Below are 16,196 nucleotides of genomic sequence, written 5' to 3'. Positions count from 1 at the left end.
GTGCCGCTTATAAAAGATTTATGAAATACGCAGAAAATATACTCGAAACCATTGGAAATACTCCGCTTGTAAAACTGAATAAAGTTCTGGGAGAAGATTTTCCGGCTTTGGTTTTGGCAAAAGTTGAAACGTTCAATCCCGGTAACTCGGTAAAGGACAGAATGGCTCTGAAAATGATCGAGGATGCCGAAAAAGACGGAAGACTGAAGCCTGGAGGAACCATCATTGAAGGAACCTCAGGAAATACAGGAATGGGATTGGCTTTGGCAGCCATCATCAAAGGATACAAATGTATTTTTGTAACCAATTCTAAACAATCTAAAGAAAAATGTGATATTCTTCGTGCAGTGGGTGCAGAAGTAATTGTATGTCCTACAGATGTAAAGCCTACAGATCCACGTTCTTATTATTCTGTCTCTAAAAGATTGGCGACGGAAACCGAAAACGGTTGGTATGTGAACCAATATGATAATTTGTCTAACAGAACTGCCCATTATGAGTCTACAGCTCCTGAGATCTGGGAACAGACTGAAGGCAAACTTACTCACTTTTTAGTAGGAGCGGGAACCGGAGGCACTATTACAGGTTGCGGAATGTATTTTAAAGAAAAAAATCCTAATATTAAAATCATTGGAGTAGATACTTACGGATCTATTCTTAAAGAAATTCACGAAACGGGTGAAATTCATCTTGAAAATGCTTATTCTTATATTACAGAAGGAATTGGTGAAGATATTTTGCCGGAAAACTATGATATGTCGGTAATTGATCATTTTGAAAAGGTTACCGATAAAGACGGAGCTGTATATGCAAGAAAACTGGCAAAGGAAGAAGGTATCTTCTGCGGATATTCTGCAGGAAGTGCAATTGCATCATTGGTACAGATGAAAGATCAGTTTACTAAAGATGATGTGATTGTTGTGCTGTTTCACGATCATGGTTCCAGATATGTAGGTAAAATCTACAATGATGAATGGATGAAAGAAATGGGATGGCTAGACTAGCTCATCATTTTTATAGCGCACTAAAAACTCAGAGCAAATACTCTGAGTTTTTTATTTATAAATAGTAAGTTGATTTAATTGAAAATATTATTTTCTAGAGCATATTTTACCACTCCGACAGAATTTTTTACATTCAGCTTCATCAGAATTCTTTTTCTGTGAGTTTCTACAGTATTGATGCTTATAAAAAGTTTTTCGCTGATGTCTTTGCTGCTAAGTCCGTTGCAAATATGTTTTAAAATTTCCAGTTCTCTTTTTGTTAAAGATTCTCTAATCTGAGAATCATGCTTTTCTTCTTCATGACTGATGTAATTAATCATCATTTCTTTTACATGATTACAGACATAGGTATCATCATTCAATAATGTACTGATAGACTTCAGCAACTCTTCGTAAGGACTGTTTTTATCCAAATAACATTTAATTCCTTTGTTAAACAGTTTTCGTATGCTTAAAATATCGAAAGAATGTCCTATAATGATAATTTTTGTAGACTTGTGTTGAAGTAAGGTGTCCTGAACTAAAGAATGTATTTCTGTAAGCATCATCGTAGTGGTTCCTATCATAAGGAATTCCGGAGGCTCTTTCTTTAGATACTCAGAAATTTTTTTGTAACAATTAAAAATTTCGACAGTACTAAAAATCTTGTTTTGTACAAGAAGTTTTGACAAGCCTTCTGCATACAGCAGTGACTCGTCAAAGATAATTAACTTTGGCTTCATCATGGAATAGTTTTCAGTGTTTAAATATATGAATATTATTTAATTATTTGCGCTATTTTTTGATGTATTTGAATTATTTAATTATTATAAGGTATTTATTTTATCAAATTCGCAAATTATTGCTGTTATATCTAATTTTAGTGATATATTTTTAATTTTATTTATTTAATTATTTTGTGTTTTTGCGGTCTGACATTGCCTTTAAAATTTTTTGCGAGTGAATAATATATACAAGTAGGGAATTGAATAAGAATCAAAAAAAGTGAAAGAATGTATAAAAATAAATTAAAAACAAAAAAATATGGGGTAAATTCAATAAACTAGAATAAAAAAAGCCTCCGAAATTGGAGGCTTAGATGGGCTGTTAATTGGAATAACCGCTCAGTTCTTCTTTTTTAGAATTATAAATTTTGTATTCCAGATATCTGAAAGAATCTCTTGGGATAATGGTTACCCATTTTTTGTATTTTAAAAACCATTTCATCTGTATGCTCTTCATACCTTTAGTCAGATAAGCTTCTACAAAGGGATGTACATGTAAGAAAAGTTTACCTTTTTCTTTTTGCATGATGTTTCTGATGGTTTCACCCATTTTTTCCACAATAACGATCGGAGCTACAATTTCTCCGTCTTTATTAGGATTTTCTTCTTTGGTATCAATTTGTTTTTCGGGACGGTTTCTTTGTCGTGTAATTTGTATCAGCCCAAACTTACTTGGCGGTAAAATTTTGTGACGTGCTTTGTCCCTGCTCATTTCTGTTTTGAAATGCTCATAAAGATCTTTTCTGTGATCAGGGTTGGTCATATCGATAAAATCTACAACGATAATGCCGCCCATATCACGAAGACGAAGTTGTCTTGCTATTTCTGTGGCTGCCATTTTATTCACGTTCAGTGCATGTTCTTTATTGGCAGTGTTTCCGGCTGTGATATTGTTTCCGGAGTTCACGTCGATGACGTGAAGCGCTTCTGTGTGTTCTATGACAAGATAAGCGCCTTTGGAACTGGGAATATTAACATGTTTTCCGAAACTTTGTTTTAGTTGTTTTTCAACATTGTAATATTCTAATAGAGGAATGTGTGAGTCATAAAACTGAACAATATTTTTACGTTCAGGAGCAATGACTTCAAGATAGTTTTTCATTTCGATTACCATTTGCTCGTCATCGCAAATGATATTTACAAAATCCTGATTAAAGTTGTCTCTGAGAATCGAAGAAGCTTTATCATCTTCGCTCAAAACTTTTGACGGAACTTTATTTTTCTGAATATTTTTAAAAGTATTTTCCCATTTCTGAATCAGCTGATTCATGTCATTATGGAGATCTGCTACTTTTTTACCTTCTGCCACTGTCCTGATAATAACGCCGAAACCTTCAGGCTTTATACTGTTAATCAGAGTACGTAGTCTTACTTTTTCTTCAGAACTGCCTATTTTTTTTGAGATAGATACTTTATTGTCGAAAGGTATCAAAACCAAAAAACGTCCTGTTAAGGATATTTGTGTAGAAATTCTCGGTCCTTTGGTTGAAATAGGCTCTTTGGTAATTTGTAATAAAACTATATCATCTTTAGCTATGATTTTGTCTACGGTTCCGTTTTTATCAATCTCAGGCTGAATTTCAAAGTTTTTCAGGCTGGAGTTGGTTTGTTTTTTTGAAACAGAATCCTTCAGGAATTTCCGGTAGGTAAGATATTGCGGTCCCAAATCCTGATAATGCAGAAAAGCGTCTTTATCATATCCGATATTTACAAACGCTGCATTAAGATTCGGTGCCAGTTTTTTTACTTTCCCGATAAATAAATCTCCTACAACAAAATCATTTTTGTCTTCTTCCTCATGAAGTTCACATAGTCTTCCGTCTTCCAGCAAAGCAATCTTTGTAAGATCATCTTCATACGAAACGATTAGTTCTTTCTTCATTGTTAAAATTAAAGATAAAAAGATTGATGATGAAATAAAAATCTGTTATCAGATCGTCATTTCCATTTGTTTACATAATAAAATATAGTCGGTGAATAATAAAATTAAAATGCACCAACTATATTATTATATTAAAAACCTCGCGTGAGATTATTTTTTCTTATGTCTGTTTGCTCTTCTTCTTTTCTTTCTTTTGTGAGTTGCAACCTTGTGTCTTTTTCTTTTCTTTCCGCTTGGCATAATGTTAATTTTTTTAGTAAATCGTTAATATTAAATTTTTTTATTTTACTGCAACTTTGGTCTTTACTTTCTCCACAAAAGATTTTGATGGTTTGAAAGCAGGAATATTGTGTGCAGGAATTTCTATTGCAGTGTTTTTTGAGATGTTTCTTCCCGTTTTTGCTGCTCTTGTTTTCACGATGAATGATCCAAACCCTCTTAAGTAAACATTGTCTCCATTATACATAGAAGTTCTGATCTCCTGCATAAAAGCTTCTACAACTTTCTGTGTTTCATTCTTTTCGGTCCCCAATTTATTTGAGATGGTGTTTACCAATTCTGCCTTTGTCATTTCCTTTGTAAATTTTAAATTTTAGGTGTGCAAATTTAGTTAAAAAAATTGAATAGTCACAAATTAACAGTGAAAATATTTCGCATAAATCCCTGACAATTTTATGTTTAGTATAGTTTTCAACTTATTAAATTCAAATTATAACGCTAAATTACCCTTATTATCTTAGAATAACTCTCTAATCACCTGTTTTAATTTAAAGTAAAAAGCCGAAACATTTCTGTAACGGCTTTCAAATGTAGTCATAATTTAATTATTTTTTCATTCCCGGAGGATAGTTTGCCATAATTTCTGACATAATCTGAGGGATTTGCTTTTGTTTTGCTTTCGGACGGTCAACCGAAATACCACTTCCTATTCCTTGCCAAACCAGTTTTTGACTCTGAGCATCAATCATATCTACAATGACAGCTCCTTCATTATAATTACTTGTCCAGGTTCTATTCATCCCGATTCCCCAACCGAAACCGCCGCCCCAACCCCACATTCCGCCTGGGTTGGTGGTATTAATGTCAGTGATTTTTTTGTGATTCGCTTTTACGTTAATAATAAGATCGGGTGTATTTGATGACGAAAGGCCTTTCATCTGAAGCTGTTTTGAGAGTTCGTTTAAAACTCTGTCTTTATCAATATCATTCAGTTTAAGATCATCAATTCTGAGTTTATATGTTTTATACGTTGAAAAATCGGCAGTCTGCGCGTAATCTGAACGTACCTTAAAAGGGCTGCATGAGCTTAAAGTTAATCCTGCGGCAAGTAAAATAAAAATATATTTTTTCATTGTATTGATTTTTTAATGTTTTTATTGAATGTGTCTGTCTTTTTATCGTATCCGTACGGACAATGTTTGCATCCGCTCTTACAGCAATATCCTCGTTTGAGATGAAATTTTTCCGTGAAAACTTTGTATCCCTGCTCATTGTAGTAAAAGTCTTCATGCTCTTTGATGTCAAAATTTGCCATAAGTTAAATCAAAACTTTTATATTTGTTATCATGATAATTGTGTGCCAATTCCTGCTCAAAAATACAAAAATAAACGGCATTACGCTTTTTCCTTTTATTTTAATTAAAAAACCTGAGGATAAGTGCAATAAAGTTTTGATCAACCACGAAAAAATTCATCTCAGACAACAGCTGGAATTATTTATTATTTTTTTCTATTTATGGTATATTGCCGAATATTATTATCATTTTTTCAAATTGAAAAATGCTTATCTTGCTTATCATTCCATTTCCTTTGAGAGAGAAGCTTACGCAATGGAACATGATCTTAATTATCTGAAAAAAAGAAAATTGTGGTCATTTTGTAAATATCTGTCCTGATTTTAATCATTTATAGAAGTTTTTACATTTTTTTAACTTCATCAGAAATGTTTAATTAAAATAAATTCAGGAAATTTGCCTCAATGAAAATTCCAGAGATTGATATTCCGATTATTGAAATTCCGGTGGAGAAAAACATCCAACTCTTTATGAAAAGAGAAGATCTTATTCATCCTCAGATTTCGGGAAACAAATACTGGAAACTTTTTTACAACATCAGTCAGTATTTAGAAAATAAACCGGAGAATCCTTTAATCATCACATTTGGCGGAGCTTTTTCAAATCACATCTCGGCAGTTGCAGCCTTTGGAAATATTTCAGTTATTAAAACTTTAGGAATAATAAGAGGAGAGGAGCTTGAACAAAAATGGCGGGAAAATCCTACTTTGCTGATTGCCAAGAGAAATGGGATGAACCTCAGATTCGTAACCCGTGAAGAATACCGTTATAAAGAAAAACTTAGCGAATTTTTGCAGCAGGAATTTCCGAATGCTTTAATTATTCCCGAAGGAGGAACCAATCAAAACGCTGTAAAAGGCATTAAAATGATGCTGAATGAGCAAACAAAAGTTTTTGACTATCTTTGCACAGCAGTTGGAACCGGAGGAACTGTTGCAGGAATCACAGAATTTTGTGAAGACAGCCAAAAAGTAATAGGTCTTAAGGTGGTACAGGATAATTCTTTAGAGGAAAAAATTTCCGGACTTACCCGAAAGGAAAATTACGTATTAACAGATGCTTCTTTAGGCGGTTATGGTAAAATAAATGATGATAACATTCGTTTTATTAATGATTTTAAACTAAAACACAATATTTCCTTAGATCCGGTTTATACAGGAAAAATGATGCAAAAAATTTTTGAGATGATTGATGAAGGATATTTCCCTGAAGGAAGCAGGGTTCTGTGTTTTCATACAGGAGGTTTGCAGGGAATTGAAGGAGCCAATTTACTTTTGGAAAAGCAGAACAGAATTTTAATTATATAATCTAAATAGAAAACAGGAAGCGTCAGGCATTCCATTTTTCATTTTAAACATTAAAATAAAATAAGATGAAAAGACTTTTTTTACTCATTAGCCTTTTAGTTTTATCAAAATTTTCAGCTCAGACCTGGGCGACAGAAGATCAGTACATTCAAAAGTTTGCGCAATATGCGGTAGAGGAAATGGAAAAATATAAAATTCCGGCTTCAATTACGCTTGCACAGGGACTTTTGGAAACAGGAGGCGGACAAAGCCGTCTCGCTCAGGAAGGTAAAAATCATTTCGGAATAAAATGTAAAGAAGACTGGACCGGGAAAACAATGAAGCACACTGATGATGCTCCCAATGAATGTTTTCGTGTTTATGATGATCCGAAACAATCTTATGAAGATCACTCCGTATTTTTGGCGACCAGAAAGTATTATACCAAACTTTTTGACCTTGATATGAAGGATTATAAAGCCTGGGCTCACGGTCTGAAAAAGGCAGGATATGCTACCAATCCACGTTACGCATCCATTCTCATCGGAAAAATTGAAAAATATAAACTGTACGAATTTGATGAGGTCAATTCAAAAGAAGTTACTTATGCACTTCTTAAAAAATATCCTGATCTGAAAGACGACAGAGTTTTCATGGCAAGTTTAGAGCCTGCGAAACAGGTGAAAGAAACAAAAAAAGCTTCTCAGCCTGTTACCGTAACGGTTCCTTATAAAGCCACGTCTTACGCAGAACAAAAGAAGAGGGTACAAAGAATCAAAAAGGAAGAAACTTTAAATACTCTTTTGATCAAAAGCCATCCAAATGATGGGTTAAAATATGTGGTTATTCCTGAAGATACGAATGTGAAATATATTGCAGATAAATTTAAAATCAGCGAAAGTAAAATTCTGAAATGGAACGAGCTGGAATCTGATGTTCTGAAAAAAAATGCCATTGTTTTTCTGGAATCTAAAAATTCTGACGGAAATACCCCAACTTACAAAGCTGCATACGGAGAAGATATGTATGACATTGCCCAAAAATTCGGAATTAAATTAAATAAACTCTACGCAAAAAACAGAATGAATGAAGGGCAGAAACCTTCTGCCGGACAGCTGATTTATTTAATCGACAAAAAGCCTAAAAACTAAAACGGTTTGCCGGATCTTAGTTGATCGCCGTTGGTTTGACTGACAAGAATTTTTATTGATCAACTAATTTGCTGACCACTATTCAAATAATAAAATGAAATATCAAAGAAGTTCAGCTTTATTTAATGAAGCTAACCAATACATTCCGGGAGGTGTCAATTCTCCTGTCCGTGCATTCAAATCCGTAGGCGGAGTGCCTGTTTTTATGAAATCTGCAAAAGGGGCATATCTTACTGATGCTGATGATAATACATATATTGATTACATCAATTCCTGGGGTCCGGCAATTTTAGGGCATACTCATCCCGAAGTTTTGGAAGAGCTTAAAACTCAGGCGGAGAAAGGTTTTTCTTTTGGTGCTCCGACAGAACTGGAAACCGAAATTGCAAAATTCATCACCACAAATGTTCCGAATATAGACCAGATCAGAATGGTTTCTTCAGGAACCGAAGCCTGTATGAGTGCGATCAGACTGGCAAGAGGTTTTACAGGAAGAGATAAGATTATAAAGTTTGAAGGCTGTTATCACGGGCATTCAGATTCATTTTTAATAAAAGCGGGAAGTGGTGCGGCGACTTTCGGAAATCCGAATTCTCCGGGCGTAACTGCGGGAACGGCAAAAGATACCTTGCTGGCAAGATACAATGATGTAGAACAGGTAAAAGATCTTTTCGCTAATAATCAGGAGGAAATTGCTGCGGTGATCATTGAGCCTGTTGCCGGAAATATGGGATGTGTACTTCCTGAAAATAATTTTCTTCAGGAATTGAGAAAAATCTGTGATGAAAACGGAGCTTTGCTAATTTTTGACGAAGTAATGACGGGTTTCAGACTGGCTTTTGGCGGAGCGCAGGAATTGTATGGCGTAAAAGCAGATTTGGTAACGTACGGAAAAGTAATCGGAGGCGGACTTCCGGTAGGAGCTTTTGCAGCTAGAAACGAAATCATGGATCATCTGGCTCCGAAAGGTGCGGTTTATCAGGCAGGAACATTAAGCGGAAATCCTCTGGCGATGAGAGCCGGTTTAAAAACTTTGCAGATCATTAAAAACGACGCAGGATTTTTCAGCAGACTGGAAAAAACTACCGAAATTTTAGATACCGAAATCGGAAAAATTTTATCGGAAAAAGGGATGGCACATACCATCAACAGACAAGGTTCGATGATGTCTGTTTTTTTCGACAGCGAAAGCGTTTCTAATTTTGATGAAGCGCAGCAAGCCAACCACGAAACATTCAACCGTTTCTTCCATCATATGCTCACCAACGGAATTTATCTTCCGCCAAGTGGCTATGAAACCTATTTTATCAGTGATGCCATCAAAGAAAACGAAATTGAGATGACGCTGGAAGCGGTAAGGAAATTTGAAAGCTTATAGAGCTGTTTCTAACCACAATAAAAAACGTCCGCATCTTTTACTGAAAAGATGCGGACGTTTTCATTAAAACCTACGGACGTTTTAAAGAAAAGATACGGACGTTTTAGAAAGCGGCTTAGCAGCTGTAAAAAACTCATGCGTACTAATCTCTAAATTGACGCGGATAAACTGAACAATTCATGCGCATTATTTAGTAAAATAAGACGTGTCATTTTATCGGTTGACACGTCTCATTTTAAAAAGAAAGACTAATGACTTTTTTATTCTTCTAAAATCCTTTTTAAACCTCAGAAAACTGATGTTATCCGTTGGTTTTATTTTGATTTTAAAAGATTGATTTCTTCTTTTAACAATCTGTTCTCTTCTTTAAGAGAAGCAATGGTGTCATAAAGATTTTCCAGCATTTTTTCTGAAATATTGTAATTATTTGTTTGATTTTGAATCATATTGTTGCTGGAATTTTCATTGGTTGAATATTCTTTATTTATCTGGGTATATCCTTCCTCCGGCTTCAAAATATCGTCCAGATTTACCTCTAAAGAATGGCAGATATTTTCGATATGGTTGATCCAGGAGTTGGTTTCACCGTTTTCTATCCTTTGATACGTAGACCGTGAAATGTGCAGTTTTTCTGCCAGTTCTTCCTGCGAGAAACCTTTGTTTTCTCTGAAGGTTCGTATTCTTTTTCCAATGGTTGTATTCATGATCTCTGTTTAGCTAAGGCAAATATAATTTTTTTATTAAAATAATGATGCATCAAAAACAGGGCATTGTTTTTCAGATGTTTTTTTTCATTTTTGTTTCAGAAAAATTTATATCTTTAAACCATTAAAACATAAATGCTTATGAAAAAACATTTATTTCTCAGGCTCTGCCTGATGTTCCTGGTCGGTGTCTCGGCATTCTCCTGCCGCACCGAAGAATTTCACAACGAAGAAGAAGCGCACGGCAACACCGGCTTGCGGCTGACTTCCCAAAGAATTTCCCTCAACGAAGCGAAACACAGAACAAAGCTTTTACCCGAGCTTCAAAAAGCAAAGAAAGGAATTGCTGCTTTCTCGAAAGTCAATGCAAACGGACGGGTAATTGATTACGGAAATGGAGTTTCCATAGATACCGATGACGTGATCTATATTGAGAACGGACCCAACTATCACACCTATACCTTTCATATTGTCCGGGATAATGCTCCCGCAGATGCTCCTTTGGAAAACCTTCTGCTGACTCCGCTTCCGGATGGTACATACAAAGAGCTTCTCATTGCCTACAACCTTACCGCAGCAGAAAAAGCAAAGCTTCAGGCAGGTTTGTCTGTGGATACCAAAGGTAAAACACAGGTTACTGAGCTGGCAAACGGCACTTTCAATGGCGGCAGCCAGCTGGCGAGAATGGTATGCTCTACCTCATCATACAGCTATTGGGCATCTTGTAGTGGTACTCAGCATCATGACGGCTCCAATTACGAGAGCTGCCCTATTTATCAGGGACTGGAACAGGGAACGCCTCCCATTCTCTACACCATTGTAACCACCACCTGTATAGACCAGAAGGATGATGTAATTACCCCGATTGATACAGGCGGGGGAAGTGGCGGCGGTCCCGGCGGAATCTACACTCCTCCTGCAAACAACAACCCGCCATGTACAGGAACAATCATCCCGACCGACCCACAACCTGGTTTTACCGATGAGAACGGGTGTACCATTGGTTTGCCGAGCTTACCGAATTATCCTCCTAAAAGTACACCCTGCAAGGATCTGATTAATAAAAGTATTGATAATGCTTTCACAGAAAAAATGCAGGAGCTCAGCGGTGATGCTAATGGGATTGCAGAAGCAGGAATAACAATGTATAATACTTCTCCTAAGTATGGAAACAAAAAATATGGAGCTGTAGACAGTAACGGAGGCTCTTTTGTAGAGTTGGAAGTAGATTGGAATAAAGAACCTGATATTACAGGGTTTATGCACTGTCATTTGAATAACCTGAATGTTATTAAAACCTATACTGTATTCTCTTCAAGTGATTTTATCGCTTTGGCTCAATTGGTAGAAAACTCTACAGCCCCTGTACACACGTTGGGGATGTATGTTACTACCAATCGTGGTACTTTTGCCATTAAACTTACAAACAAACAAGCTATCATTGATTTTTCAGATTATATTAAGAATAACTTACAAAAAATTGAAAAGACTTACGAACTTGATATAAAATGGAGTATGACGAAAAGGCAACAAACTACAGGTTTATTAAACATGATAAAAGATTCTGGAATAACAGGAATGGAATTGTATGAAAGTGATTCTAACTTTAAGAACTGGAAAAAGCTTTATTTAGATGAAAATAATAATTTGAAAACCGCTAACTGTAATTAAAAAAAAGATTATGAAAAAATATATTGTATTATTAGTACTTATCATCATGAACTGTTCATGTAAAGCACAGCAACCCGTTTTAAGAACATTGACATTTAATGATTCATTTGATGAAGATTACTTTCGAGAAAAAGGAGATTATGTAAAAGACACTCAGAATCAGCTTGATCCGTATATAGGAGTCTGGAAATACCAAGGAACAGAGAAGACGTTAATCCTCAAAATTCAGAAAGTAACAATGTTTTATGAAAGTATTAGAAAGACTTATAGGGATGAATTATTGGTTACTTACAAATATATCAAAAACGGAGTTGTTGTAGTAGATAATTTGGATCTCCCTTTAATTAGCAGTTTCGAGAATCTAAGTAATGATCAGGGAAAAAAATATGGAACATTCAGCCTCAATAAATATAACAATGAATTGTTTTTATCCGGTTCTATTACCGATATTCCATTGAATATTTTAACCAATACCGATATTTATCCAATAGATTTTAATATAATCGGGGTTGCCCCCAAAATTAAAATACAGTATAACGGCTTAATGTCTTATTGTGGCAATCCGGCAAGTTTCTACGTAGGAAAACCAACTTTTGAGCTGCCCAATAATGTGGTCCTGGTGAAACAGTAGCGAAAAACAAAGGCTTTCTTAATATGATTGCCTTTATTTTTATACGATTATCACCACTACGTGTCTGAAACAGAATGAGATGATCATTACGCCCATAGATCCTCCCAACAATGGCGGCGGGAGCAGTGGTGGCGGTTCGGGCGAAACGGCTCCACCTCCGGCAACTATGTCAAGAATTGTCTTGATTGTGTCAGAACAATAAAATGTAACTATAACATACACCATTTTCATGACAGGAATTATTATCTCGGTGCTGGCTTTCGGATATGCGTTTCTGAGTCTTTAGTTAAGCGAAACCCTCAAAGCAAGCAGTCCTGAAATTCCCTGCAGATCTTCCACCTTCAGAAATTCGACATCATTTTTCAGAATGTTTTGTTTTTGAAGAGTGTTAATATACTGAAGGTATTCTTTCTGGTTTTCCATTCCGAAATACACGATGACGATTTTCCCGGGGGCGGTAATTCTTTCTTCACTTCCTTTGATGTGGGCTTTGTCAAGTCTTTTTTTGATGATTTCGTAATAGGAATTGTATGCACCGTCTACATCAAAGCGTTTTTCATCCATTCGGAAACGGATGTCTATTTTTTCGTTATAAACAAAGATTAAAGATGCAATATCCAGCGAAATCGAAAGAGATGATTTGAATTTACTAAACTCAGTTTCCATATTGCAAATGGTTTCCAGCTGCCAGAAACGAAGCTGATTCAGGTATTTTTGGGAATAATCCAGATTAGGAGCTATATTTTGTCCGATATATAAATTGTGTTCAATTCCGTCAGACTTAAAACGTTCGTAATAATGCGGGAAAATCTCCTGAGCCATAGTTTGCCTGCTGTCTAAAATGTCCGCAAGTTTCCGGTTAACCAATGTTATTGATTCGTCAAGATTTTTTCGCTGGTGATAAAAAAGCTGATTCTGAGTGTTGATCTGCCTAAAATAAGTCTTAATATTTTCTTTAATTTCTTCTCTGGGATCCGTCTCTACTTTTGCCTGAAGGTAGGGATGAACCTCGTCCTGGAGAAGACGCTGAAATCTTTGTTCGGTATCTGCCTTGATTTCGTTATTCAGTTCGTTTTCAAAAATTTCGATAGCTAAAAGATATTTTTCTGAATCTGAATTGATCGCTGTAAACAATGTATACAGAGTATCAAGCTGTGCATTGAGATCTTCTTTCATCAGGTTAAAACGCTTTTCAGAAGAAGAACGAATGTCTGAAAATCCAAAAAGAGGCGACAGATTTTTAAATGAAATTTCTTTGAGTGTATAGATTTTTCTAGACAAAACAGCATTGAAATATTTTTCTGCTTCATTTCTGAACTTCCACACTACACTGTCATGAATGGTGGTATATTCCCGCTGAATAATGGCCTCAATCTGGTTATTTCTTTCAGAATTAAAACGGGAAACAGAGAACAGAATCATTTCTGTAAAAAACTCAATTTTTTTGAGCTTTAAACCATTCAGGCTGTTGGGTTGTGATGAGGTAAACTCCATGATTGCCATGAGCTCACCGTTTTTCATAATCGGAATAATAATAAAACTGTTCACATTCGCCTGCTTCAACAGCTGAAAAGAAGGCAGTTTTTTGACTTCTTCATCCATCTTGTCGACATTGGCAACTACAATGGGCTTCGAATTGTAACTTATATTTTCAAGGGTCGTTTGTCTTACTTCTTCATTGAAAGTTCTCAGCCAGAAATCCAGAATATAACTTGTAAATACATTTTCGTAAATGGGAAGATTTTCGAGTTTTCTGTCTTTTTTGTTGTAGATCATCAGTCCGAAATTAAGATCGGGAACGTCAAAGTACGATTTAAAGATCTCCAGCAGATTTTCGTTGGGTTTAGGATTTTCAGTATCAATCTCAATCATGGTTGACTTTAAATCTGAAAGTGCTACTTCTGATGTACAGTCTACAAGTGAGATAATGGTAAAACCGCACATAATCCAAGATTTTGGAGGGAAATATTTTTTCCACAAAGAAATGTCATCCATGTTTTCCAAAAGCATTTCTACCGTATCCAAATCCGGAATAAGTGTTCCTTTTTCAGGATAAATATCCGTAAAATCTGAATTGACCGTTATTTTGTAATGCTTCATGATTCCGTATTTATTAGGAATGTCGTAGTAAAGCGGAAGGCTGGCTTTGAAATCGGTATTGTACTGAATCTGTAAGATGATGCAACAGCAGAAAATATAAAATTCATCCTGATTGATATCTCTCAGCTTTATCTCAAAATCTGTTCCTGCATCGGCAAGTATATTTTTGAACCTTTCGGTATAATTGAAGGTAATATCTGCCAAAGGAATACTTGCCGCCTTAATTTCGTTGTGAGTGAGACCAGTAGGGAAGAGATCAGCGAGAAGGAGCCTTATCAGTTCAGAATGTTTTTGTAGGAGGGAAAGATCCTGAAAACCTTCTCTCAACTCGGGAATTTTTTTTGTTTTTTCGATTAAAGATTCGGCATAGTTGGCTCTGTATTCCAAACGATCATTATATCTGATATGTTCCAGAACATCCAAATATTTTTTGAATGAAATAAAAATCTGAAACGGATTATCTTCTATGTACAGTTCTGCCAAACCGGATTGTTTTGTGGCACAAAGTTATAAAAAAAGCACAACCCGATGGCTGTGCTTTTGTTTATTTTAAAGGATTTCTATAATCCGAATTGCTTGGCAAACAGATCAGGGAAAATTCCTAAGATAATCAAAGATGCGATAATTACAACGGCTACAATATTATAAGTAATGGTGACTTTTTCTGTTGTTTTAAAGCTTGATTCTTTATAGAAAAACATCGCAATGATCAGTCTTAAATAATAAGCAATAGAAATTGCCGAACCTAATACCGCTACAATCACCAAAAACGTATTATCATCCTTCGATAAAGCTTGTGCAAACAATGAAAATTTACCCATGAAACCTGCTGTTAAAGGTATTCCTGCCATTGATAATAATGAAATAGTGGCAACCACTGCTAAAAGCGGTTCAGATTTAGCCAAACCTTTGAAGGCTCCGTAAGACGTTTCTCTTTTTAGTTTTTCAACCCATATTAAGCACATGAAAACTCCAACGGTAGCTAATGAATAGGCGAATAAATAAAAAGCCAAAGTATAGGTTGATAATGCATTCATTCCGAAGAATACCAAACCGATATAACCGGCATGAGAAACAGAAGAATACGCCAACATTCTTTTGGCATTGGTCTGCGCAAGCCCCATTACGTTGACCAACAGCAAAGTGATGATTAGAAAAACACCTAAAATATTAATCCATTCGTGGGTAATTCCTGAAAAACCGATCGTCATTACTCTGAATAATGCAAAGAATCCTGAAATTTTTACCACACTTGCCATGAAAGCAGTAATGAGTGATGGTGAACCCTGATAAACATCGGGACTCCACATATGGAAAGGCGCTAAAGCTACTTTGAAAGCCATGGCACAAAGCATTAATACCGCACCAAGAATCAGCATTCCGTTTTTGGGATTTACTGTACTGAAATCCTGTATTCTGTATAAATCGAATGTTCCTGTGCTTCCGTAGATAAATGCAATTCCCAACAATAAGAAACCTGTTGCAAACGCGCCCATCAGGAAATATTTTAAAGAAGCTTCGTTGGATCTTAAATCTGTTTTATTGGAACCCGCCATTACATATAACGGAATAGACAAGATTTCAACTCCGATGAATAAGGTAACGAGATTCTGAAACCCGAATAAGACGAAACCTCCGCAAAGTGCAAATAACATCAGTGCATACAATTCTGACTGGTGATTTCTGTGATTGCTGAATGCAAATCCTCCAAGGAAGAATAACAGTAAAGTGGTTACAATAGAAATTTTTGTAAACAAAGCTGTGTTAGCTCCGTATTCATACATCAATCTGTATTTTTCGAAGAAAGAAGCTTCCGGTAAAAAACTTACATACAAAGCGATGATTAATCCAAAAATCCCGATGTATCTTGCGAATTTTCCTTTTTCAAAAACTCCCGAGAATAGTGCAGCAACCGCTGTAAGGAAAACAATAATTAAAACACTCATAATTTATATTTGAGATTTGAGATGCGAAATTTGAAGTTCAAGGTTCAGAGTTTAAGGTTGGATACCTTTTTCTTTTTACTTTTATCTTGATTCTTTAATTCCTCT

General features: G+C 35.5%; 16 protein-coding genes. 8 read left to right on the top strand and 8 right to left on the bottom strand.

Annotated features, from left to right (window positions below):
- The first annotated feature begins 20 nt into the window (after window positions 1-20).
- The gene (locus FOL89_RS15100) at window positions 21-1,004 is read left to right on the top strand and encodes a PLP-dependent cysteine synthase family protein (RefSeq protein WP_144283626.1); all 984 of its coding nucleotides are present in this window, start codon (window positions 21-23) and stop codon (window positions 1,002-1,004) included.
- 74 nt (window positions 1,005-1,078) lie between these two features.
- On the opposite strand, the gene FOL89_RS15095 is transcribed toward FOL89_RS15100, so the two are convergent.
- From FOL89_RS15095 to FOL89_RS15075, 5 genes are all read right to left on the bottom strand, one after another.
- Window positions 1,079-1,726, bottom strand: coding sequence for a response regulator transcription factor (locus FOL89_RS15095; protein WP_144283625.1), 648 nt, complete (start codon window positions 1,724-1,726; stop codon window positions 1,079-1,081).
- 364 nt (window positions 1,727-2,090) lie between these two features.
- Complete coding sequence (locus FOL89_RS15090; protein WP_144283624.1) at window positions 2,091-3,650, bottom strand: Rne/Rng family ribonuclease; 1,560 nt, start codon at window positions 3,648-3,650, stop codon at window positions 2,091-2,093.
- A 280-nt stretch (window positions 3,651-3,930) separates the two neighbouring features.
- Window positions 3,931-4,221 (bottom strand): HU family DNA-binding protein, encoded by a 291-nt coding sequence (locus FOL89_RS15085; RefSeq protein ID WP_034674127.1) that lies wholly within the window; start codon window positions 4,219-4,221, stop codon window positions 3,931-3,933.
- A 253-nt stretch (window positions 4,222-4,474) separates the two neighbouring features.
- Window positions 4,475-5,002: a DUF4136 domain-containing protein gene (locus tag FOL89_RS15080; protein ID WP_144283623.1), complete on the bottom strand. Its 528-nt coding sequence runs from the start codon at window positions 5,000-5,002 to the stop codon at window positions 4,475-4,477.
- Window positions 4,999-5,184, bottom strand: a complete 186-nt coding sequence (locus FOL89_RS15075; protein WP_089742553.1) for a DUF5522 domain-containing protein — start codon at window positions 5,182-5,184, stop codon at window positions 4,999-5,001. The genes FOL89_RS15080 and FOL89_RS15075 overlap by 4 nt, the downstream gene beginning before the upstream one ends.
- A gap of 31 nt (window positions 5,185-5,215) precedes the next feature.
- Here FOL89_RS15075 and FOL89_RS17740 point away from each other — a divergent pair, with 31 nt between their 5' ends.
- The 4 genes from FOL89_RS17740 to hemL all read left to right on the top strand — a co-directional run bounded on the left by FOL89_RS17740 (window position 5,216) and on the right by hemL (window position 9,039).
- Window positions 5,216-5,545: a hypothetical protein gene (locus FOL89_RS17740; RefSeq protein WP_144283622.1), complete on the top strand. Its 330-nt coding sequence runs from the start codon at window positions 5,216-5,218 to the stop codon at window positions 5,543-5,545.
- Between the two features lie 83 nt (window positions 5,546-5,628).
- Window positions 5,629-6,531, top strand: coding sequence for a 1-aminocyclopropane-1-carboxylate deaminase/D-cysteine desulfhydrase (locus FOL89_RS15065; protein ID WP_144283621.1), 903 nt, complete (start codon window positions 5,629-5,631; stop codon window positions 6,529-6,531).
- A gap of 65 nt (window positions 6,532-6,596) precedes the next feature.
- Complete coding sequence (locus FOL89_RS15060) at window positions 6,597-7,661, top strand: glucosaminidase domain-containing protein (protein ID WP_144283620.1); 1,065 nt, start codon at window positions 6,597-6,599, stop codon at window positions 7,659-7,661.
- 94 nt (window positions 7,662-7,755) lie between these two features.
- The gene (gene hemL, locus FOL89_RS15055) at window positions 7,756-9,039 is read left to right on the top strand and encodes a glutamate-1-semialdehyde 2,1-aminomutase (RefSeq protein ID WP_144283619.1); all 1,284 of its coding nucleotides are present in this window, start codon (window positions 7,756-7,758) and stop codon (window positions 9,037-9,039) included.
- A gap of 314 nt (window positions 9,040-9,353) precedes the next feature.
- Here the strand turns inward: hemL and FOL89_RS15050 are convergent, their stop codons facing one another.
- Complete coding sequence (locus tag FOL89_RS15050; RefSeq protein WP_144283618.1) at window positions 9,354-9,743, bottom strand: helix-turn-helix domain-containing protein; 390 nt, start codon at window positions 9,741-9,743, stop codon at window positions 9,354-9,356.
- 141 nt (window positions 9,744-9,884) lie between these two features.
- Between FOL89_RS15050 and FOL89_RS15045 the strand changes: the two genes are divergently transcribed.
- From FOL89_RS15045 to FOL89_RS17775, 3 genes are all read left to right on the top strand, one after another.
- The gene (locus FOL89_RS15045; RefSeq protein ID WP_144283617.1) at window positions 9,885-11,414 is read left to right on the top strand and encodes a hypothetical protein; all 1,530 of its coding nucleotides are present in this window, start codon (window positions 9,885-9,887) and stop codon (window positions 11,412-11,414) included.
- Window positions 11,415-11,424: 10 nt separating this feature from the next.
- A complete protein-coding gene (locus FOL89_RS15040) occupies window positions 11,425-12,045 on the top strand; it encodes a DUF6705 family protein (protein WP_144283616.1) in 621 nt (206 codons plus the stop codon).
- A 79-nt stretch (window positions 12,046-12,124) separates the two neighbouring features.
- Window positions 12,125-12,247, top strand: coding sequence for a hypothetical protein (locus tag FOL89_RS17775; protein WP_262710818.1), 123 nt, complete (start codon window positions 12,125-12,127; stop codon window positions 12,245-12,247).
- Window positions 12,248-12,327: 80 nt separating this feature from the next.
- Here the strand turns inward: FOL89_RS17775 and FOL89_RS15035 are convergent, their stop codons facing one another.
- Both FOL89_RS15035 and FOL89_RS15030 read right to left on the bottom strand, forming a co-directional pair.
- Window positions 12,328-14,628, bottom strand: coding sequence for a GAF domain-containing protein (locus FOL89_RS15035; protein WP_144283615.1), 2,301 nt, complete (start codon window positions 14,626-14,628; stop codon window positions 12,328-12,330).
- Between the two features lie 77 nt (window positions 14,629-14,705).
- On the bottom strand, window positions 14,706-16,091 hold the full coding sequence (locus FOL89_RS15030) for an NADH-quinone oxidoreductase subunit N (protein ID WP_144283614.1): 1,386 nt from the start codon (window positions 16,089-16,091) through the stop codon (window positions 14,706-14,708).
- Between the last annotated feature and the right edge of the window lie 105 nt (window positions 16,092-16,196).

It is taken from the genome of Chryseobacterium echinoideorum, from assembly GCF_007474535.1.
Lineage (GTDB): Bacteria > Bacteroidota > Bacteroidia > Flavobacteriales > Weeksellaceae > Chryseobacterium > Chryseobacterium echinoideorum.
Note: the sequence above shows the minus strand (reverse complement) of the source record. Positions and strands in the feature narration are given on the sequence as shown.

Coding starts and splice junctions, on each gene's coding strand:
- FOL89_RS15095 (WP_144283625.1), bottom strand. CDS start 1,726: ATGAAGCCAAAGTTAATTATCTTTGACGAGTCACTGCTGTATGCAGAA.
- FOL89_RS17740 (WP_144283622.1), top strand. CDS start 5,216: ATGATAATTGTGTGCCAATTCCTGCTCAAAAATACAAAAATAAACGGC.
- FOL89_RS15060 (WP_144283620.1), top strand. CDS start 6,597: ATGAAAAGACTTTTTTTACTCATTAGCCTTTTAGTTTTATCAAAATTT.
- FOL89_RS15050 (WP_144283618.1), bottom strand. CDS start 9,743: ATGAATACAACCATTGGAAAAAGAATACGAACCTTCAGAGAAAACAAA.
- FOL89_RS15045 (WP_144283617.1), top strand. CDS start 9,885: ATGAAAAAACATTTATTTCTCAGGCTCTGCCTGATGTTCCTGGTCGGT.
- FOL89_RS15075 (WP_089742553.1), bottom strand. CDS start 5,184: ATGGCAAATTTTGACATCAAAGAGCATGAAGACTTTTACTACAATGAG.
- FOL89_RS15085 (WP_034674127.1), bottom strand. CDS start 4,221: ATGACAAAGGCAGAATTGGTAAACACCATCTCAAATAAATTGGGGACC.
- FOL89_RS15030 (WP_144283614.1), bottom strand. CDS start 16,091: ATGAGTGTTTTAATTATTGTTTTCCTTACAGCGGTTGCTGCACTATTC.
- FOL89_RS15065 (WP_144283621.1), top strand. CDS start 5,629: ATGAAAATTCCAGAGATTGATATTCCGATTATTGAAATTCCGGTGGAG.
- FOL89_RS15100 (WP_144283626.1), top strand. CDS start 21: ATGAAATACGCAGAAAATATACTCGAAACCATTGGAAATACTCCGCTT.
- FOL89_RS15090 (WP_144283624.1), bottom strand. CDS start 3,650: ATGAAGAAAGAACTAATCGTTTCGTATGAAGATGATCTTACAAAGATT.
- FOL89_RS15080 (WP_144283623.1), bottom strand. CDS start 5,002: ATGAAAAAATATATTTTTATTTTACTTGCCGCAGGATTAACTTTAAGC.
- FOL89_RS15040 (WP_144283616.1), top strand. CDS start 11,425: ATGAAAAAATATATTGTATTATTAGTACTTATCATCATGAACTGTTCA.
- FOL89_RS17775 (WP_262710818.1), top strand. CDS start 12,125: ATGATCATTACGCCCATAGATCCTCCCAACAATGGCGGCGGGAGCAGT.
- hemL (WP_144283619.1), top strand. CDS start 7,756: ATGAAATATCAAAGAAGTTCAGCTTTATTTAATGAAGCTAACCAATAC.